17 protein-coding genes are annotated in these 16,148 nt (G+C 60.1%); 5 read left to right on the forward strand and 12 right to left on the reverse strand.

Translation table 11 applies throughout. From position 1 onward, the window contains the following. Positions 1-3: 3 nt before the first annotated feature. From CVS30_RS07055 to CVS30_RS07095, 9 genes are all read right to left on the reverse strand, one after another. Positions 4-684 (reverse strand): Poxvirus protein I5, encoded by a 681-nt coding sequence (locus CVS30_RS07055; protein WP_245934477.1) that lies wholly within the window; start codon positions 682-684, stop codon positions 4-6. Between the two features lie 2 nt (positions 685-686). Further along, positions 687-1,598, reverse strand: a complete 912-nt coding sequence (locus CVS30_RS07060) for a carbohydrate ABC transporter permease (protein ID WP_110484627.1) — start codon at positions 1,596-1,598, stop codon at positions 687-689. Next, entirely contained in the window at positions 1,595-2,548 is a 954-nt protein-coding gene (locus tag CVS30_RS07065) for a carbohydrate ABC transporter permease (protein ID WP_110484628.1), read from the reverse strand. Before CVS30_RS07065 ends, CVS30_RS07060 begins: the two co-directional genes overlap by 4 nt. A 17-nt stretch (positions 2,549-2,565) precedes the next feature. Then, positions 2,566-3,852 (reverse strand): ABC transporter substrate-binding protein, encoded by a 1,287-nt coding sequence (locus CVS30_RS07070; RefSeq protein ID WP_110484629.1) that lies wholly within the window; start codon positions 3,850-3,852, stop codon positions 2,566-2,568. A 214-nt stretch (positions 3,853-4,066) separates the two neighbouring features. Continuing rightward, positions 4,067-4,246: a hypothetical protein gene (locus CVS30_RS07075; protein ID WP_110484630.1), complete on the reverse strand. Its 180-nt coding sequence runs from the start codon at positions 4,244-4,246 to the stop codon at positions 4,067-4,069. Further along, the gene (locus CVS30_RS07080; RefSeq protein WP_110484631.1) at positions 4,243-5,190 is read right to left on the reverse strand and encodes a family 43 glycosylhydrolase; all 948 of its coding nucleotides are present in this window, start codon (positions 5,188-5,190) and stop codon (positions 4,243-4,245) included. The genes CVS30_RS07075 and CVS30_RS07080 overlap by 4 nt, the downstream gene beginning before the upstream one ends. Before the next feature lie 255 nt (positions 5,191-5,445). Further along, entirely contained in the window at positions 5,446-6,786 is a 1,341-nt protein-coding gene (gene gdhA, locus CVS30_RS07085; RefSeq protein ID WP_110484632.1) for an NADP-specific glutamate dehydrogenase, read from the reverse strand. A 163-nt stretch (positions 6,787-6,949) separates the two neighbouring features. Further along, positions 6,950-7,651 carry an ArsR/SmtB family transcription factor gene (locus CVS30_RS07090; protein ID WP_110484633.1) on the reverse strand — a complete coding sequence of 234 codons (702 nt, stop codon included), beginning with the start codon at positions 7,649-7,651 and terminating at the stop codon, positions 6,950-6,952. Between the two features lie 109 nt (positions 7,652-7,760). Next, positions 7,761-8,909 carry an acetoin utilization protein AcuC gene (locus CVS30_RS07095; RefSeq protein ID WP_110484634.1) on the reverse strand — a complete coding sequence of 383 codons (1,149 nt, stop codon included), beginning with the start codon at positions 8,907-8,909 and terminating at the stop codon, positions 7,761-7,763. A 175-nt stretch (positions 8,910-9,084) separates the two neighbouring features. On the opposite strand from CVS30_RS07095, the gene CVS30_RS07100 reads away from it, so the two are divergent. From CVS30_RS07100 to CVS30_RS07120, 5 genes are read left to right on the forward strand one after another with little or no spacing between them, the layout of a single operon-like run. Next, the gene (locus tag CVS30_RS07100) at positions 9,085-10,461 is read left to right on the forward strand and encodes a TrkH family potassium uptake protein (RefSeq protein WP_245934499.1); all 1,377 of its coding nucleotides are present in this window, start codon (positions 9,085-9,087) and stop codon (positions 10,459-10,461) included. Beyond that, positions 10,454-11,140 (forward strand): potassium channel family protein, encoded by a 687-nt coding sequence (locus tag CVS30_RS07105; RefSeq protein WP_110484636.1) that lies wholly within the window; start codon positions 10,454-10,456, stop codon positions 11,138-11,140. The genes CVS30_RS07100 and CVS30_RS07105 overlap by 8 nt, the downstream gene beginning before the upstream one ends. 48 nt (positions 11,141-11,188) lie before the next feature. Further along, a complete protein-coding gene (locus CVS30_RS07110; RefSeq protein WP_110484637.1) occupies positions 11,189-11,698 on the forward strand; it encodes a methylated-DNA--[protein]-cysteine S-methyltransferase in 510 nt (169 codons plus the stop codon). A gap of 11 nt (positions 11,699-11,709) precedes the next feature. Beyond that, positions 11,710-12,282, forward strand: coding sequence for an RNA polymerase sigma factor (locus CVS30_RS07115; RefSeq protein ID WP_110484638.1), 573 nt, complete (start codon positions 11,710-11,712; stop codon positions 12,280-12,282). Further along, complete coding sequence (locus tag CVS30_RS07120; RefSeq protein WP_110484639.1) at positions 12,282-12,926, forward strand: methylated-DNA--[protein]-cysteine S-methyltransferase; 645 nt, start codon at positions 12,282-12,284, stop codon at positions 12,924-12,926. Before CVS30_RS07115 ends, CVS30_RS07120 begins: the two co-directional genes overlap by 1 nt. A 128-nt stretch (positions 12,927-13,054) precedes the next feature. Here CVS30_RS07120 and proC read toward each other — a convergent pair whose 3' ends face one another. From proC to CVS30_RS07135, 3 genes are all read right to left on the reverse strand, one after another. Then, positions 13,055-13,891, reverse strand: coding sequence for a pyrroline-5-carboxylate reductase (proC, locus tag CVS30_RS07125; RefSeq protein ID WP_110484640.1), 837 nt, complete (start codon positions 13,889-13,891; stop codon positions 13,055-13,057). A gap of 297 nt (positions 13,892-14,188) precedes the next feature. Then, a complete protein-coding gene (locus CVS30_RS07130; RefSeq protein WP_110484641.1) occupies positions 14,189-15,031 on the reverse strand; it encodes a sugar phosphate isomerase/epimerase family protein in 843 nt (280 codons plus the stop codon). Positions 15,032-15,037: 6 nt separating this feature from the next. Continuing rightward, positions 15,038-16,024 (reverse strand): Ppx/GppA phosphatase family protein, encoded by a 987-nt coding sequence (locus CVS30_RS07135; RefSeq protein WP_110484642.1) that lies wholly within the window; start codon positions 16,022-16,024, stop codon positions 15,038-15,040. Positions 16,025-16,148: the final 124 nt, after the last annotated feature.

Here is a 16,148-nt window from a genome sequence, read left to right on the forward strand (position 1 = left end):
GTGCTAATTTTTCGCTTGCAACGCCGATCGGCGGAAGCGAACGGAGACCACAGCCAAGGTCATGGCACCGGGCGCAATGAAAATCAACGGCGGCAGCATCCACACAAAGCTCAGGCACATACCCAAGGCCGCCACCAGCAAGATCGAGCCGATCCAATCGCTGAGCACATCATGCCGAGCCTGGACCCACGCTGCACCCCACGCCAAAGGTGAGGCATCCGCAGTCGAACGTTCCGAAGAACTCAGCTGAGACAGCGCGTGGTGCCACAGGCCGGCCGTGCGCAGGAGCAAGACGGCAAGGGCGGCCGCCAAAAGCACCGTGGCGCCCAGGACAAACCTTCCGCCGGGGAGCTGCTCCGACGCGGCCAAGAGCAAGTTCACGGAGGATGCGACGCCCGCGCTGACCAGAACCAGCCCAAATTTCCAGCTACCCGGCAGGGCGGCCTTGAAATCGGCCCAGAGGGAGCCCACCGTGTCGGGCCGCCCCGAAATATGCCGCTCCATATGTGCCGCGCCAGCAGCATAAGCTGCCGGCGCGGTCACGAGGGGAAGCGCCAGAATGAACAACAGCACGCCAAGGAGCAGCGTCTCGCTCAGCAAAGCAAATTTACTGACCTTAGGAGCTGCCGTAGCGGCACGCCGAGCGTTGAGCTCCTGGCGGCTTGTTCGACGGGCGGTAGCCATAACTAACCCTTCAATCCCTGAGTGGAGACGCCTTCAACGATGTGGCGCTGGAAGATCAGGAAGAACAAGAGCACGGGAAGCAGGGCAAGAACCGACATTGCGATCATGGCACCGTAGTCCGAGCTTTGCGTCTGATCCACGAACAAGCGCAGCGCCAAGGGCAGCGGGTACTTATCCGGAGTGTTCAAGTAAAGCAGTGGACCCAGGAAGTCATTCCAGCTCCAGATGAAAGCGAAGATGGAGGCCGTGATGATGGAAGGCTTCATGAGCGGGAGCATAATGCTGCAGAAGATACGGATATGACCAGCGCCATCGATCCGAGCGGCCTCATCGAGTTCCTTCGGCAGGTTGCGCATGAACTGAACCATGAGGAACACGAAGAACGCTTCCGCGCCCAGGAACTTGCCCAAGAGCAGCGGAACGTAGGTGTCTACGAGACCCACCTGCTGGAAGACAATGTACTGCGGAATGATGATGACGTGGAACGGTAGCAGCAGTGTCATGACCATCATGGTGAAGAAGAACTTCCGGCCCGGAAAGTTAATCCTCGTGAACGCATAGGCGGTCAACGTCGAGGAGAACACGACACCAATAACGGAAGCAACCGCGAGGAAAAGCGAGTTGCCAAAGAATTGCAGCGTGCTGATGCCGCCAATTCCATCCATGGCCTTGATGAAGTTATCAAAGCTGAAGTTCTCGGACCAGATGGCCGCGTTGCCAACAATTTCACTGCTGGGCTTGAACGACGAGGCGATCATCCATACGGCCGGGTAGAGCACGACGGCGATCAGGATCAAAGACACACCATGGAATGCGAGCGTCTTCAGGCTCCGGCCCATGATGGTCCGGTTCCTAGGTTCTGGGAGCGTTGCGTTCCCAGATACAGGTGCAGCTTTGACTGCTGTGATTGTCATTTTTCATCCCCGCTGTAGTGAACCCATTTATCGGAGGTCTTGAAGAAGATCAGCGTAATGATGCCGATCACGATGAGGAGCAGCCAGGCCATAGCCGATGCGTAGCCCATCCGGAAGTCGCCGAAACCGCGCAGGTACAGGTACAGCGTGTAGAACATGGTGGATCCGGCAGGACCACCGGTGCCACCAGAGATGATGAATGCCGAGGCGAATACCTGGAAGGCGTTAATCGTTTCCATCAACAAATTAAAGAAGATGACCGGGGACAGCATGGGCCAGGTGATGCTGGCGAACTTCCGGCCCCAACCGGCGCCGTCCATTTCTGCCGCTTCGTAGAGTTCAGCCGGGACCTGCTTGAGGCCAGCCAGGAAGATGATCATGGGTGCGCCGAACTGCCACACCGTCAGGAGGATCATCATGGGCATGGTCATGTTCGGGTTTCCTACCCAGCCGCCAAGCCCAATCCCAAAGAAGCTCAGGAACTGATCAACGGGGCCAGCATCGCCAAACATCGCCTTCCACACGATGGCGATGGAAACGCTGGCACCAATGAGTGAGGGAACATAGAACGCCGAGCGGTAAAAGCCTTGGCCGCGACGCTTGCTGTTGAGCAGCATGGCAATCGCCAGTGCTGCCAGAAGCTTCGTGGGGGTACCAAAGACAACGTACGTCAGGGTCACCTTGACGGACTGAATAAAACGCTCATCCGAGAGGAGGTTTACATAGTTATCAACACCGATCCACTTGGGTGCTTCAAACAGGTTGTAATTGGTGAACGAGAGGTACAGCGAGGCGATCATGGGACCGGCCGTCAGGACAAAGAATCCCAACAACCAGGGCAAGAGGAAAGCGTATCCGGCGCGGGACTCAGCCCTCCGCAGCTTCAACTTCTCGTTGCGCTGCGGAGGGGCCGACTTCGCCCGCCGTGTCGGGGCTTGGGTATGCGTCAAGGCTTTACTTTCGTCTACTACGCGTTTTGCTTAATAACGTCTTCAGCAGAGGTGAACCACTGGTCAACGGCTTGATCCACGGTGACCTTTCCATAGTTCAGCTCTTCCTGAATACGCAGGAATTCAGTTTCAAGCGTTCCGAAGCCAACGATGGGCGGTTCGGGAGCGTCGCTGAGGTACTTCGAAATGGAGTCCTCGTAGGCCACAACCTGGGCGTCAACGCCGTCGAACGTGGTGCCATCGCGCTGCGTCTTCGATGCCGGAACACCGCGGGAGGTCTTGAAGATTTCGCCAACTTCGGGTGCGTTGACCATGAAGTCGATGAACTTTGCGGCAGCGTCTGCGTTCTTGGTCTTGGCGCTAGCCACCATGAGCATAGAGGGCTTGAGGAACAAGCCGAGGTTGTCGGGGTCGTCCGAGGGAACAGGGACCATCTTCAATTCGCTGGCACCGGAGTCGGCCAGGTAGCCGGCCATGAAGTTATCCCAGGTGGCTTCGGAAACGGTCTTGTTGGAACCGAAGGGCGACTTCGGCAGCAACTGGGTGACCTTGTCGGAGGAAATGATTGCCGGGGTGCCACGCAGGTCTGCGGCGAGGTTCCACCACTTGCGCAGATCGTCCTTGGTAAAGCCAAGCTTGCCGTCAGAAGTAAACGCCTCGATCTTGTTCTGGCGCAGCCAGATGTTGAACTGCCACCAGATGCCGGTGAAGTCGGTGGAGCCGTTGTACTTTCCGGCACCCTTCTCGCCTGCTTCGGTGAGGAACTTCTTGTATTCGGCGTACGTCCATGTGCCAGTCGGCTCGGCAACACCAATTTCCTTCAGCTTCGCCGGGTCATAGTAAATGGCAAAGGCATTCGTGCTGGTGGGGACACCGTACTGCTTGTCATTGACGCGACCCGAGGGCAGCAGGGTCTTGTCAAACGTTGAGAGGTCAACACCGACGTCACTGAGGTCCAGCAGCTGGTTGCGCTTGGCGTAGTCGCGGAGGTAAGACAGATCCCACTGCATAACATCCGGCAGGCCGCCGCCGGCAGCTTCCGTTGCACGCTTCTGCCAGTAGCCAGCCCAGTCGGTGAAGGTTCCAACGACCTTGATCGTGGGGTTCTTCTCGTTGAACAGGGCAATGGCCTTGTTGGTACGCTCGGCGCGGTCATCGTTGCCCCACCAGGTGTAGTTCAGCACGGTCGGGTTCTCAACGGTTCCGCCTCCGGCAGAACCTCCGGACTTGCCGCATGCCGATAGCATTGCCGCAGCAGCCACGCCCGTGGCGATGCTGGTGATGAAATTCCTTCTGCTGATCATTGGAGCTCCCTCGCTCATTAGATTCCGGCGGCACCCTTATGACACCGCAAATTCAGATTTTCGAGGTGCTCTTCCACACGTACCAACGTGACGCCAATTACACCTTCTGAAACGTTACAATAATGCTGTTTTAGCTTCTTGGCAAGCGCATTCCCATCAAGGAGGTCACAAATTTGCGCTTATGTGATTGCTTAAGTTTTTTCTTCGACTTCGCCTACATCCAGACGTTTCCGGCCAATCGCGTCCGCTCCTCGGCAGTCATGGCCAAGAGTGAGCCATGACGAGCACCTCGTGACAATACAGCTTCTGGTACATGATGCCATCTGAGCTGTTCGCCGTCGGACTCTTCTTCACCCAAGAAATAAGCGAGCAAGAAGCCGCCCGCGGAACTCATTTTGCCTCGACAACCGGCAACGGCAGACGCCACGGCTCCCGCGATGGCACGATCGGTTCCAGCATCCCGTCCGATCCGTGCCGCAGTTGCTCAAAGCGGAGCTCCCGGTGATATCCATTCCCGTCGGGGATGGCGAAACGATGGTAGGCCAGCACCCAGTCGTCAGTGCCAGGAATAGCACTGACCGAGTGGTGCCCCGTCGCAAGGATGCCGCGAGCCACATCCTTGCGCAACAAAACGCCCTGATAGTCCCACGGACCCAGCGGCCCCGATCCCCTGGAATAATGCAACTGATAGTCCTCGCTACGGGTGTCGTCGACGGACCAAGACAGGTAGTAATCTCTCCCGCGGCGATGGACCCAGACAGCCTCGCGGAACTGCTCGGGCACGTAAGAGACCACGTCCTCACGTGCGAAGGAGATCATGTCGGGCGCCAACCGCACCCCGTGCGCGACTCCGTTGCCCCAGAACAGATAGGCAGTCCCATCCTCGTCGACAAAGGTTGAGGGATCGATGGCAACGCCCTCAAAGTCCCCTTCGGCAATGAGTGGCTGCCCCGAGTCGCGATAGGGCCCCAGTGCCTCGTCTGCCACGGCGACGCCGATACTCCCCCGGTTCGCGGTGAAGTACAGATAGTGCTTGCCGTTAGCCTGCGCATACCCTGGCGCCCACGCATACCCTGTAGCCCACGCAGACGATCTCACGTCAAAGACCTCGCCGTGATCCTGCCAGTCGACCAAATCGGCGGAGGTGAACGCACGGAAGGCGGTCGCCCCCCATTCCGGAGAGCCGTCGCTCGTGGCAAAGAGCAGGTAGCGGCCATCTACCACCGCAAGGTTCGGGTCTGCGAAGTATCCCGGAATGGGCGAGCGCGTCTCGCCCCGCAAGCCCTTCTGCGCCGATGCGGCTTGGTTGAGATCATCAGCGATCCGAGGCGAGGGCATGATGCGTTGCTCCTTAGGCGGGAAAAGAGGGCTCTAGACGGGCTTTGCCACCAGAGACGAGGTGCACAGGCGCTCCATGCAGGAGTGCGCATGACCCAGTCTGCGTGGCGGCAGATTGCCTGTCAAGAATATTTTGAATCCTTTCATTTTATGAACCGTGGCGGTAATGGTTAAACAAAAAACCCGCAGGGACGGCGTGCAGCACCTTGATGGTGATGCACGCCGCCCACTGCGGGCTTATGGAAACTGCGGAGCTTAGATCAAGCCCTGAGCCAGCATGGCGTCAGCTACCTTGACGAAGCCGGCAATGTTGGCGCCAACAACGTAGTTGCCCGGGGAGCCATACGTTTCGGCGGTCTCGGCGCAGCGGTCGTGAATGCCAACCATGATGTTCTGCAGACGAGCCTCGGTGTGCTCGAAGGACCAGGCGTCACGGCTAGCGTTCTGCTGCATTTCCAAGGCTGAGGTTGCCACGCCACCGGCGTTGGCTGCCTTACCCGGGCCGAACAGGATGCCTGCCTCCTGGAAGACGGCAACTGCACCGCTGGTGGAAGGCATGTTGGCACCTTCAGCGAGAGCAACAAGACCGTTCTTCACCAAGCGAGTTGCTGCTTCGGTGTTGATTTCGTTCTGAGTCGCACACGGCAAGGCCACAGTTGCGTTGACGTCCCAAACGGAACCGCCCTCGACGTAGCTGACCGAGGCGCCACGGCGAACCGCGTATTCCTTCAGGCGTCCGCGTTCTTTTTCCTTGATCTGGCGCAGTAAAGGCACGTCAATGCCGTTCTCATCCACGATGTAGCCGGAGGAATCCGAGCACGCGACAACCTTGGCACCGAGCTGCTGAGCCTTGGCAATTGCAAAGGTTGCTACGTTACCGGAACCGGAAACAACCACACGCTGACCATCGAGCGAGGTGCCGCGGGTCTTGAGCATTTCCTGGGTGAACATGACGGTACCGAAACCGGTAGCCTCAGGGCGTACCAACGAGCCGCCCCAACCAACACCCTTACCGGTCAGAACGCCGGACTCGTAGCGGTTGGTGATGCGCTTGTACTGGCCAAAGAGGTAGCCAATTTCGCGGCCACCAACACCAATGTCACCCGCGGGGACGTCGGTGTATTCGCCGATGTGGCGGTAGAGCTCGGTCATGAAGCTCTGGCAGAAACGCATGACTTCAGCATCGGACTTGCCACGAGGGTCGAAGTCGGAACCGCCCTTTCCGCCGCCGATGGGCATGCCGGTCAGTGCGTTCTTGAAGATCTGCTCGAAGCCGAGGAACTTCACAATGCCCAAGTACACCGAGGGGTGGAAGCGCAGGCCACCCTTGTACGGGCCAAGTGCAGAGTTGAACTCAACGCGGAAACCGCGGTTGATCTGGACACGGCCAGAGTCATCCATCCACGGCACACGGAAAATGATCTGACGCTCGGGTTCGCACAGACGCTGCAGAACAGCTGCGTCAACGAATTCCGGGTGCTTATCGAGAACCGGGCCGAGGCTTTCGAAAACTTCTAGAACTGCCTGGTGGAATTCTTTTTCGCCGGGGTTACGAGCTAAAACTTGCTCCCGGATGGCTTCGAGCCTGGTATCCATGAGTCTCCTGAAAAGTGTGAGGCGCCGCAGCGCGGCGCATAAATATGCTCACCGCCAATATTCCATTCATGTAACCGCTCGCCTAATTATTCTCAGGACTCGAAACGACATGCATGATCATGCTGAAATAGCCCGATCAATTTATATCTTTTACTCTTGTCGCCTAGTTTTTCCGGCGCTTAAAGGTTGGCAGCGTCGGGAGGTTGGCCAGCAGATCTGCCGCCTTATTGGCGGCCCGCCCCACACTCCGACTCAAGGGACTCTGAGCACCGTTGTCGCTATCATTCGAATGCACAACAACTGCCCCTGGTCGTGCAGCAACATGCACAGGAACGCTAGGTGCGGCTTTGGCGGCAGGGGCCACGACGGTGGGCGTAGTTTTCACGGGATGCGCCGCAACCGTTGTGGGCATCGCGCTTCCTACCGGAGCTGCAGTTTTGATGGTCGCAACGGGCTCCGGGGTACGGACCTTAACGGCTGGACGCACGGGCTGAGCCGCCTCCGTAACCGGGGTAACCACAACGGTCAAGGCAGACTTCTCTTCAGCTTCGGCCGGCTTGACGGCAGGTGCCGAGGTCTTCTTTACCGCAGCCGGAGCGAGCGTCCCGGCTCCCAGAGAATCCAGCCAGGAGGAAACCAGGGCGAGAGGCTCAGTATTGATGCCGTAAAAACGCTTCTGCCCTTGGGCGCGCATGGTCACGACTCCTGCCTCACGCAGAACTCGTAGATGCTTGGACACTGTCGGCTGCGAAACTCCCAGTTCATCGACCAGTTGACCTACCGCTTTGCTCTCTTGGGCTAGTGCTTCCAAGATGTCCCGCCGGGTGCTTTCGGCAATTACCGCAAAGACTTTTTCTGCAACCATTCCACTACCCTAGCGACATATGCCGTTGTGAGCATCTTGAGGGGGCCAAAAATTGCCAATATCATGCTTTCCGAGCACTCTCGGAGCCCAAAAGCGCCTTCTCAGGCGACTAATCGAACCAGGGATCGAGCCCGTAGAGCGGAAATACGGATTTTCGCGTCGCCATAACCGTCCGATCCAAGGCATCCGACGGGTTGTACCCCACCTCCCACGAGCGCCACCAGGTATCGGCGTCCTCGCCCATGAACAGCGGCGCCGCCTTGCCGTACTTCTCCATCACATGCGTTCGCCAGGTTTCCGGAACGGCCGTCCGCAGCGGCACCGGCTTTCCAGCCACGATCGCCATGAGATGACTCCACACCCGCGGCACCACGCTCACCACGTTGTATCCACCACCACCGGTCGCGATCCATCGCCCACCGCACACCTTCTCGGCCAGCGCCGCGATACTCAAGGCCGCCTCGCGTTGCCCATCCACCGACGTGTTCAGATGCGTCAAGTCATCGTGGCGGTGGGAGTCGCAGCCATGTTGGCTGACAATCACCTCCGGCCCGAAGGCCTCAACCAGTTGAGGTACGACGGCGTGAAAGGCTCGGAGCCAACCGGCGTCTGAGGTGCCGGCTGGGATCGCAACGTTCACCGCGGTGCCCTCTGCTGTTGGCCCTCCAATGTCATTGGAGAATCCAGTCCCGGGAAACAACGTCACACCGGATTCGTGAAGCGAGATCGTCAGGACCCGCGGGTCATCCCAAAAGATCCGCTCGGTTCCATCACCATGGTGAGCGTCAATATCGATGTACGCCACCTTGGACACACCCGCATCAAGGAGTTTCATGATGGCCAGAGCGCTGTCGTTATAAATACAGAACCCGCTGGCCTTGTCGGCAAAGGCGTGGTGCATGCCGCCGCCAAAGTTGACGGCGCGAAGCGCAGATCCGGTAATAATCGTCTCTGCGGCAAGTAGCGATCCGGCACCGAGCCGGGCACTGGCCTCATGCATTCCGCCAAAGGCCGGATCGTCCTCGGTGCCGAGGCCACGGGCAGGATCGGAACGTGTGGGGTCCTCCCCCACGTAGCGCACTGCGGCGATGTAGTCGCGCGTATGTACGGTGGCCAGTTCGTCATCGGAGGCGATGTACGACTCCATCATGGTGACCTGGGGGAGATCAAAAATCCCCAGCTCGCGAGCCAGCGATGCCGTAAGTTCCAGACGCATTGGCGACATGGGGTGTTCGGGGCCAAAATTGTACGCAGACATAGCCGCATCGCAGACTATGCTTGTCGGGACGGCCGCCGGCCCGGTGCTGACAAAGGATGACATCCCTCACAGGCTATCGAAGTCGGGCCGAAAATGCCGTATCCGCGGCCTTATAACAGTTCATGGCAGGGGAGGCAGCACAGCGTTGAGCGCTAATACGACACCTTTCCCGTGGCTGCCGCAATGGCCCTTAAGAGTTGTGGTCAGTGTCCGCGACTTCGTGGACAGGGTAGCTAATAGCTCACCCGCCCGGCTAGCTCTCATCGTGTTCTCCTTGGTCATCCTCGCCTTCACCTTGACCTTATGTCTGCCTGCAGCCGCGAGTGACGGTAAAGCGACCGCCTTCCACGACGCACTTTTCACGGCCGTTTCGGCGGTTTGTGTTACGGGGCTAACCACGGTTTCCACCGCTCTGCATTGGTCGTTCTTTGGACAGCTGGTCATCTTGATCGGCATTTTCGTTGGCGGTTTGGGTATCTTGACCCTGGCGTCGGTGATGTCCCTGATGGTCAGTAAGCGTCTGGGTGTGCGCGGCAAACTCATCGCTCAGGAGGCCATGAATGCCGGCCGACTCGGCGAGGTCGGTACCTTGCTGCGCATTGTTATCAGCACCTCCGTGGCGATTGAAATTGCCTTGGCCTTGGCGCTGGCCCCACGTTTCCTGATCTTGGGCGAGTCTCTTCCGGAAGCCCTGTGGCATGCCACCTTTTACTCCATCTCGGCCTTCAATAATGCCGGTTTCACACCCCATTCCGACGGCGTGGTCCCCTACGAAGCCGATCTGTGGATCTTGACGCCGCTCATGATTGGCGGCTTCATCGGCAGCCTCGGCTTTCCGGTGCTGATGGTTCTCTTGGCCACAGGATTCCGCTTTAAAAAATGGACTCTGCACGCCAAGCTGACCGTCCAGGTATCGCTGATCCTGCTCGCTGCCGGTGCCGTGCTCTGGGGTGCCATGGAGTGGGGAAACCCGGCCACCATCGGCTCCATGAGCCTGGGCGATAAGATCATCCACGCAATTTTTGCCTCCGTCATGACCCGTTCCCTGGGCTTCAATTTGGTCGACATGAACGCCATGGACTCCTCCACCATGTTGCTGACTGACGCCTTGATGTTCGTCGGTGGCGGCTCGGCCTCCACCGCAGGCGGTATCAAGGTCACCACCTTGGCCGTCATGTTCCTGGCCATCATGGCCGAGGCCCGTGGCGACAACGACGTGAAGATCTACGGCCGCACTATCCCCCAGGGCACCCTGCGTGTGGCCATCTCCGTGACCATGATGGGCGCAACGTTCGTCATGGTTGCCTGCGGATTACTGCTCTCGATCTCCGGCGAAAGCCTGGACCGGGTACTCTTTGAGACCATCTCTGCCTACGCTACCGTGGGACTTAGCACGGGACTCAGTGCCGAGCTCCCGCCGTCGGGAACCTATGTACTGAGCGCCATGATGTTCTTTGGCCGCGTCGGTTCCATCACGCTGGCCGCCGCCTTGGCGCTGCGCCAGCGCCGCCAGTTGTTCCACTACCCGGAAGAAAGGCCCATCATTGGCTGAGAAAATAGGCTCCAGCACCCGCCCGCCGCACAATGCGCCGGTTCTGGTCATTGGTTTGGGCCGCTTCGGTGCCGCGACGGCTCACCAGCTCGTCAAGCAGGGCCGCGAGGTGCTTGCCATTGAGCGCGACCCCGCTCTTGTGCAGAAGTGGGCCGGTGTGCTCACGCACGTGGTCGAGGCCGACGCCACCGATATTGATGCCCTTCGCCAACTCGGGGCACAGGACTTTAGCTCCGCCGTCGTTGGAGTGGGAACCTCCATCGAATCCAGTGTGCTGATCACCGTGAACCTCGTGGACCTGGGCATTGCACATCTGTGGGTCAAGGCGATCACGCAGTCACACGGCAAGATTTTGACCCGCATTGGCGCCAACCATGTCATTTACCCCGAGGCCGACGCCGGTGTTCGCGCCGCGCACCTCGTGGGTGGGCGCATGCTGGACTTCATCGAGTTCGACGACGATTTCGCGATCGTGAAAATGTACCCGCCGAAGGAGACGCAGGGCTTCACGCTTGAGGAATCCAAGGTGCGTTCCAAGTATGGCGTGACCGTGGTGGGCGTGAAGTCGCCCGGCGAGGACTTCACCTACGCGCAGCCGCACACCCGGGTCTCCAGCCGTGACATGCTCATTGTTTCCGGCTATGTTGACCTGCTCGAACGCTTCGCCGCGCGCCCCTAAACTCACGTTTTTGCGGCGCCGTGCGTCTACCGGGCAGGAGGTACTTTCATGATCCAGCATCTAGTTTTTGACTCACCCTTGGGTCCCCTGACGGCTGTTGCGAACGACGCCGGACTCCAAGCCGTGTACATGACGTCGCATAAGCGGCTCCCGGCGTTAGAGACGATGGGCGAGCGGGTTGCCGCCGTTGCCTCGCCAGTTCTCGCCGCGACGGCGGCGCAGCTTGGCGAATACTTTGCCGGGGAGCGTCAGGAATTTTCCCTTCCCTTGGCGCCCATCGGCAGCGACTTCCAACACCGGGTGTGGGCCGCGCTGGCCGAAATTCCCTATGGGGAACTGCGCAGTTACGGCGATCTCGCGGCATCCTTGGGCGATCGATCCATGGCACAGGCCGTGGGCTCGGCGAATGGCCGCAACCCCATCAGCATCATCGTGCCCTGTCACCGCGTCGTCGGGGCGGACGGTTCCTTGGTTGGATACGCGGGCGGGCTGGAACGCAAGGAATTCCTGCTGGAACTGGAAAATCCGGCACGCTTTCATACCGAGGCGCTGTTTTAGATGAACGCCTCATGAGTGCCGCGGTGAAGACCGGCTCCGGCGCGGGCTCGGCAGGCTCCGGCGCCCCTGCAGGCGACTCCCTGCCACCCTTCGAGTCCATCGTTGCCACTCACGGCGCCACGATCTTGCGGGTCTGCCGGGGACTCGTCGGCCCGCATAATGCGGACGACGTCTGGCAGGAGACCTTTCTCGCGGCCCTGCGGGTATACCCCAGCACGGCAGGCGTGCTGAACAGGGAGGCGTGGCTGGTCACGATCGCGCGAAACAAGGCTGTGGATCATCACCGCCGCACGGCCCGCGTTCCGGAACCCGTGGAGAGCGTTGGTGACGGTCCGCTGGGAGTCGGTGACGCCGTCGTACGCTCCGTAGAAGCTGCGGAAGAGGCGGAACTCGTCTGGACGGCGCTAGCCCTGCTGCCGCCCACGCAGCGCGAGGCCGTGGTTTATCACCATCTGGCCGGGCTGCGTTATGCCGCGGTGGCGGAGTTGTTGGGCAATTCCGAGGCGGCCGCGCGACGGGCCGCGGCAGACGGCATGAAATCGTTGCGGGCGCATTTGGGGCAGAACCGAAAGGAAGATTCGTGATGGAACAGCACTTTGTGGACTCGGAGACCGGCTCGACGGCCCTCGTCCCAGCCGACTTCGCGTCGCTCACGCGGGACGAATCCACCGCGTTGGACAGGCTCACAGAACTCTTCCGGAGCGCTGCAGCGGGCGCAGGCTTGCTCGACGTGGCCTACCGGATCGTCGACTCTCCCGTGGGTGCGCTCTTGCTCGCGGGAACGGAACGGGGCTTGGTCCGTGTGGCGTTCGCGAGGGAGGGCCACGACGCCGTGCTGGAATCGCTCGCTACGACTGTCAGCCCACGCGTATTGCTGGCCCCCTCGCGCCTAGACGCGGCGGCCCGGGAACTCGACGAATACTTTGCGCGTCAACGCCAGGACTTTGACCTCGCGCTGGACTTTCAGCTCGCCGCCGGATTCCGCCGCGAGGTCTTGGCCCACCTGCCCGACATTGGCTACGGTCACACGGCAAGTTACGCCACCGTGGCTGCCCTGACGTCTAGTCCGCGGGCGGTGCGCGCGGTAGGAACGGCCTGTGCCCGCAATCCCCTGCCCCTCGTGGTGCCGTGTCACCGGGTCATCCGTTCCGACGGCTCGCAGGGCGCGTATGTGGGCGGCGTGGAGGCCAAGGCGCTGCTGCTTGCGCTCGAATCCGGGGCGCAATAGGCTCCCCGCTCCCCTGGCCCGCACCATTTTGCTCCCCGCTGCTGCCGAATTAGATGGAGCCCCGTTGAGTCAGATGTAGCGCTACATCTAACTCGGCGGGGCTCCATCTGGCTCGGTGCGGCTGAGCGTTAGTTGCGCCCGAGCTCCTCGGTAATCTGGGCTGCGCGACCTGCCGCTGCCTGTGCACCCGTCAACACAATGCCCGGGAGGTTGTCCCGGTCAAAACTGGCGATGGCCTGCTCCGTGGTGCCGTTCGGGCTCGTTACGGCGCGTCGCAGGAGCGTTGCATTGGCCCCCGGCTCGGCGAGCATGATGCCGGCACCCGCAACGGTTTCGCGTGCCAGGATCTGAGCGATCTCCGGAGCCAAGCCAAAGTTCTCGGCGGCAGCAGCCATCGCCTCGGCCAGATAAAAAGCGTATGCGGGGCCGGAACCGCTGATGGCGGAAACAGCATTCTGCTGGTCCTCAGGAATATCCAGCACGACGCCGGACCCGTCGAAGACCTCATGGGCGGCGGCAAGGTGGTGCTCATCGACAGACGAACCGGCGGACAGTGCCACGACACCCCGCCCCACCTTCAATGGAGTGTTGGGCATGGAACGCACCACGGGCTGTCCGGCAGGCAGAGCGCCTTCCAACTGCTCGAGCGACACGGCGGCAGCAACGCTGATCACGACGGCCTCGGATTCCAGCGACGAGGCGACCTCACGGCACAGCTCCATAATTCCCACGGGCTTCACCCCAAGAATAACCACGCCGGCACCCACAACGGCCTGAGCATTCGCACCAGCTTCTTCATTAGAGGCCAATGCCGTGACGCCGTGACGGGACGCCAATTCATTGGCTCGCTCCGGGCGACGCACCGTGACAACGACTGACTGGGGTGAGACACCAGCGGCGAGCATTCCGCTTAAGATGGCTTCACCCATCGAACCGCAGCCAAGGAATACAATCTTTTTCATCATTTCTCCATCTTGTCTTTCCCTCAGCATCGCATGCAAATGAAGCTCCACGGCAACTACTCGAGGCCAAATTCATCGATCAAAAATACTTAATGGCAAACGCACAGCTGGCGCCCGGACTATTCTCAACCGCGAACCGTAGTCTTTTAATTACCTCATAAGGGTGCGAGTGATGATCGGACCGGTCTTGTCCTGAAGACCAGTCAAATCGCCGGAGATCTCGCCAGTGATTCCCCCCATCCACTGGTGACATATTCTCCGGCGATTTCGCATTTAACGCCCTTTTCGCGGCCGAACGCTTTAGGGCAGGTTTTGCCCCAAATGCACGCGGGCAAACTCTAAAGTTTCAGCCAACCATTCTTCGCGCTGCCCCGCACCTTTTGCTTTGCGGGTCGAGATCTCGGCGACCACCGCGCCATCGAACCCGTTACCGGCAATGTGCTGGAGCACCTCGGCACATTCCTGCGTGCCATGGCCCGGGATCAGGTGCTGATCCTTGGTCGAGGGCGATATCCCATCTGTGAGATGAATATGCCGCAAGCGGGATCCGAGCGCTTTGGCCGCGTCAAGACTGGACGCACCGGCCGAGGCTGCGTGGGAAAAGTCCCACGTGACGTCGCTATAGTCCTGCGGAACGGGATCCCAATGCGGCAAATACGCCAGCGCCTCGCGCCCGCGAACGCGCCAAGGATACATATTCTCAACGGCAATCCGCACACCAAAAGCCTCGGCAATATCGCGGACACCGTGTGCGAAGGTCTCCGCATAGTCGTTCTGCCAGCGGAACGGCGGATGCACCACCACCACCTCGGCACCCACATCCACCGCCATCTGGGCGGAGCGCTGCACCTTATTCCAGGCACTCCCCCACACCTGCTGGGTCAACAGAAGAGTGGGGGCATGGATCGCCAAAATCGGCTGGTCGTAGCGTTCGGCCAGACGTGTCAGAGCTGCGGCATCTTGGCTATCGCCGTTGTGCGTCACGAGCACCTCGACCCCGTCATATCCCAGATCGGCAGCAACGGCGAACCCGTCATGCACCGACAACGGATAGACGGAGGCCGTCGAAAGCGCCACCGGAATATGCCGTGCAGGGCTAGCCTGAACGCCGTTTTCCGCAGAGTCCGTTGCGTTGCCCGTCATGTCGACCTACTTTCCCTCCGAATTGCGAAGCTTGCCAACGTGAGCGGGAGGATCCAGCGGACCGTCAAAGACCAGCTGGTCCAGGCGCCGCAGGATCAGTCCCTCACGCAGAGCCCAAGGACTTACAACCATGGTCGGCACCTTGAACATCTCCAGCGCGGTCTGGGCCACCAGCGCACCAGCCAGCACCTGCTGAGCACGCGCGGCCGAGACACCGGGGAGGTGCATCCGGTCAGCCGAGGACATCGCCGACAACCGCTGCGACCACAATCCCAGATCGCTCAGGTGCAGTTCCCTGCGCACATACGGTCCCATGGACGACGGCGCAGCTCCCGTAATACGGGCCAGCGCCCGGAAGGTCTTGGATGAGCCCGTGACGATGTTGGGCGCGCCTAGCGTTTGGGTGGCCGCGATGGGTTCCCGGAGGGTTTCCTTGATGTGTTTGCGAAGACGCTTGATGCTCTTGGCTGTGGGCGGATCCTCGGCGAGCCATTCGCGAGTCAACCTGCCAGCGCCCAGCGGCACAGAGTGGGCTTGTTCAGGGAGCTCATTGCTGCCCTGCGAGATCTCAAAGGAGCCGCCACCGATGTCGAGGTTCAAGATGGTGCCGGCACCCCAGCCGTGCCAACGACGCACCGCGAAGAACGTCATGGCAGATTCTTCTTCGCCGGTGAGCTCGGTCAGGCGAATGGTGGTTTCATGCTGCACGCGGGCAAGTACCGCGGCACCATTAGTTGATTCACGAATAGCGGAGGTACAAAACGCCAACAAATCCTTGGCTTGGTGTTTTGCCGCGAATTCCCACGCTTCCAGGATGAATTCGATCAGCTCATGTTGGCCTTCATCGCTGATATTTCCTTCTGCATCCAGATATTTCACCAAGCTCAAGGGCCGCTTGTGGGATGCATACGGCACCGGATTTGCGCCAGGGCGCGCATCAACGAGCAGCAGATGGACAGTATTGGAACCAATGTCGAGGACGCCTAATCTCATACGCCCATTATTGACCCTTCAACGCCATCCATGTGAAAGGCCACTCGCGTGACGAAGCAGTTTTACGTCTGCTTCGCCACCCGAGTGGCCTTCTGGTGCGATGGTCGGAACGTGAACTGTTCCC

Origin of the sequence: Arthrobacter psychrolactophilus (assembly GCF_003219795.1) — a bacterium.
Taxonomy (GTDB): Bacteria; Actinomycetota; Actinomycetes; order Actinomycetales; family Micrococcaceae; genus Specibacter; species Specibacter psychrolactophilus.

Bases quoted from the DNA above. Each gene is read 5' to 3' on its own strand.
- CVS30_RS07060 (WP_110484627.1), bottom strand. From the start codon at position 1,598: ATGACAATCACAGCAGTCAAAGCTGCACCTGTATCTGGGAACGCAACG.
- CVS30_RS07135 (WP_110484642.1), bottom strand. From the start codon at position 16,024: ATGAGATTAGGCGTCCTCGACATTGGTTCCAATACTGTCCATCTGCTG.
- CVS30_RS07115 (WP_110484638.1), top strand. From the start codon at position 11,710: ATGAGTGCCGCGGTGAAGACCGGCTCCGGCGCGGGCTCGGCAGGCTCC.
- gdhA (WP_110484632.1), bottom strand. From the start codon at position 6,786: ATGGATACCAGGCTCGAAGCCATCCGGGAGCAAGTTTTAGCTCGTAAC.
- CVS30_RS07110 (WP_110484637.1), top strand. From the start codon at position 11,189: ATGATCCAGCATCTAGTTTTTGACTCACCCTTGGGTCCCCTGACGGCT.
- CVS30_RS07080 (WP_110484631.1), bottom strand. From the start codon at position 5,190: ATGCCCTCGCCTCGGATCGCTGATGATCTCAACCAAGCCGCATCGGCG.
- CVS30_RS07120 (WP_110484639.1), top strand. From the start codon at position 12,282: ATGGAACAGCACTTTGTGGACTCGGAGACCGGCTCGACGGCCCTCGTC.
- CVS30_RS07075 (WP_110484630.1), bottom strand. From the start codon at position 4,246: ATGAGTTCCGCGGGCGGCTTCTTGCTCGCTTATTTCTTGGGTGAAGAA.
- CVS30_RS07070 (WP_110484629.1), bottom strand. From the start codon at position 3,852: ATGATCAGCAGAAGGAATTTCATCACCAGCATCGCCACGGGCGTGGCT.
- proC (WP_110484640.1), bottom strand. From the start codon at position 13,891: ATGATGAAAAAGATTGTATTCCTTGGCTGCGGTTCGATGGGTGAAGCC.
- CVS30_RS07090 (WP_110484633.1), bottom strand. From the start codon at position 7,651: ATGGTTGCAGAAAAAGTCTTTGCGGTAATTGCCGAAAGCACCCGGCGG.
- CVS30_RS07130 (WP_110484641.1), bottom strand. From the start codon at position 15,031: ATGACGGGCAACGCAACGGACTCTGCGGAAAACGGCGTTCAGGCTAGC.
- CVS30_RS07095 (WP_110484634.1), bottom strand. From the start codon at position 8,909: ATGTCTGCGTACAATTTTGGCCCCGAACACCCCATGTCGCCAATGCGT.
- CVS30_RS07055 (WP_245934477.1), bottom strand. From the start codon at position 684: ATGGCTACCGCCCGTCGAACAAGCCGCCAGGAGCTCAACGCTCGGCGT.